This window comes from Methyloglobulus sp. (assembly GCF_046714055.1).
Taxonomy (GTDB): Bacteria; Pseudomonadota; Gammaproteobacteria; order Methylococcales; family Methylomonadaceae; genus Methyloglobulus.
In genome coordinates, this window is record NZ_JBKKBJ010000076.1 from 1 (window position 1) to 2,527 (window position 2,527).

Sequence of the window (2,527 nt, forward strand, 5' to 3'; positions counted from 1 at the left end):
GAAGATAACTGCTGTTATACCTTAGTCCAGCAACTCCGGGCGGCTATTCAAGGATTGCCTTTTATGCCGATCCGTTCGGTACAAGGGACAGATTTCCTTAAGCTGCACCCTGAATTTAAAACGATGATCTGTCCTTTTACCGGCGAGCAACTGGTTTTAGTACCTGCGCTCAAACTCGATGTCGCTCTTATCCATGCCCATTATGCCGACCAGCATGGCAATTTGCATATTGAAGGGCCTCCCGTGGCCGACATTTTTTTTGCTAAGGCATCCAAAAAAGTCATCGCTACGGTTGAAGAAATAATCCCTAATCAGGAACTGGCAAAAAAGGGCGTAACGATTCCCTATTTTTATGTCACCGCCATTTGCGAGGTACCCTACGGCGCACACCCGACATCCTGCTACCCGCGTTATGCTTATGATAGGGAACATACGGCGCACTATTACCAGGCAGCAAAAAACGGCGGTGATAGTTTCCGTGAGAATTACCTCAATCCTTTTGTTTATGATTGTAAAGACCATGCCAGTTATATAAATTTGATAGGCGGTCAAACCAGACTTATCCGCCTCGAACAATGGAATGGTGGCATCGATCAGTGGATGCAGCTTTATGAATAAGGCAGCAAAAATAAACAGCTGTACACTCGGCGAATTGATGATTTATCAAATCGCACTGTCGATAGAAGATGGGATTTTAGCTTTTCACGGTTTCGGTTCACCGCTTGTCCAGTTGGCATTGCATCTAGCTAAGCGTAGTCATGCCCCTAACTTGATACTGGTAGCAGGGGCAACGTATGGAATTAATCCAACTCCTCCTTTCTTAACGCCCACTACGAATGATTTCGTAATGAATCGTGGCGCTGAGTGTCATTTATCGATTGAAGAGTTATTCGATCTTGCTGCGAGTGGACGATTAGGGAGGATGTTTTTGTCGGGTTTGCAAATTGACCGTTGGGGCAATATGAATGTCACCCGTTTGGGAAATGATGACCGGCTTACATTAAAACTGCCCGGAGGAGGCGGAGGTTGCAATTTGTCATGCGACGCAGGCCATATCACAATTTGGACTGCGGCACATCGCACCCATGCCGACGAAAAAGGCCGTCGTCGTTACCGACTGGTTGACCGTTGTGATTTTATCACCAGTGTGGGACATCGTACGGCAGAAGAGTTGCCGCGTTCCAACCTGTCTTTTCGAGGGCGTGGGCCGGATTGCATCGTTACCGATCTCGGCATTTTTGGCTTTAATGATGAAGGTCATGCGCGATTACGTGCCATTTATCCAGACACCAGCGTTGAGTTAGTTGCCGAAAATACAGGATTTGATTTTCCTGTCGCCGACAATCTGACCATAGCAGACTTGCCGGATGTTGAAATGATCGAGTTTATCCGCCGTCTGGATCCTCTAAAAATTCATGAACGCGAACTCAATCATGATGATCGAGGGCGAACTTTTGAACTGAACGGGGCTTAGCGAATGAACGGGGCAATTCTTCAAGTGGGTGATTTAAAGCAGCGGCAAAACTTTGTGCCTTTACCGTACCGTTGCGTAAGCTTTCAGCCCTATGACGGTGAAATGGATGCTGCTGTGATAGAGCGGTATATTTTGGATAGGGAAGTGTATCGGCGCACGGATATTATTATTTTGCACACAGCCCGCCAAGAATATGCGGTAGTAGCCGTACAGCGCGCCAGCTCGGAAACATTATTCACCGTCATTGAAAAACTGGAAATATTAGCCTTGCCTGATGACTGCGTTTTTATCGCCGACCCTGAAACCGATCCGGGTAACCGCTCTGCCTTGGGCAAGGCGGCTTTGAAATATCAAGTTTCACCGCAACAGACGGCAATTGTGGTCGGTGCATTTGACCATATCAACATTATTCATCATCCCAACCCTTTTGTGTTACGGGTAATCGAAGTTATTCCGCCTGAACCACCCAAACTTTATCACATGGTTGAACAGGTGCTCAGTTTTGCCGATTTGCCACCTATCGTCCTGGAATTAGAAACGATCGATCTGCGTGATCTTGCCAAAACGGTAACCCCAGAAGCTTATTTAGTGCCATGCCGGTCAGGCGGGCTTACTGATTTGAGTGCACCGGTTTATTTTCTGGACGAGCGCCCTGAACAACGTCAGCAGTGGACTTTGCTCGGCTGTGAGCGTAGCCTGCAATTCCATCGCCATTACTACGGAGACGAGCCGCCACGAGTAGAAATGTGTCCAAGACGATTACAAAAACCGGACAATAAAGCTACCTTTCTCAAGTGTTGCTTATTGGAATATGACTTTGAACAAGAAGGTAACACCGTAACCGTGCCGTGGGGAACAGATTTGGGCATGATTGAAAAGGCTTTACGTCAATTATTTGTTGGGAATTCAAGGCATGGCTGAACTTGCGTGGGAAAATATCATAACAAACCAGCGAAATTCACGAGAGATAAAACCTCGCAAAAGCGGTTGCACGATGGTGATGGATGTCGGAAAAGGGCTGCACGAAACCCAAAGCATCCTGCAAGCCTGTGC

Annotated in this window: 3 protein-coding genes; all 3 read left to right on the forward strand. The window is 47.2% G+C overall.

What is annotated here, in order from left to right; translation table 11 throughout:
• On the forward strand, positions 1–618 hold a 618-nt coding region (locus ACLQ6D_RS04475), incomplete at its 5' end, for a CoA transferase subunit A (protein ID WP_411726085.1).
• The gene (locus ACLQ6D_RS04480) at positions 611–1,474 is read left to right on the forward strand and encodes a CoA-transferase subunit beta (RefSeq protein WP_411726086.1); all 864 of its coding nucleotides are present in this window, start codon (positions 611–613) and stop codon (positions 1,472–1,474) included. The genes ACLQ6D_RS04475 and ACLQ6D_RS04480, both read left to right, overlap by 8 nt.
• Before the next feature lie 3 nt (positions 1,475–1,477).
• The gene (locus ACLQ6D_RS04485; RefSeq protein WP_411726087.1) at positions 1,478–2,395 is read left to right on the forward strand and encodes a hypothetical protein; all 918 of its coding nucleotides are present in this window, start codon (positions 1,478–1,480) and stop codon (positions 2,393–2,395) included.
• The last annotated feature ends 132 nt before the right edge of the window (positions 2,396–2,527 follow it).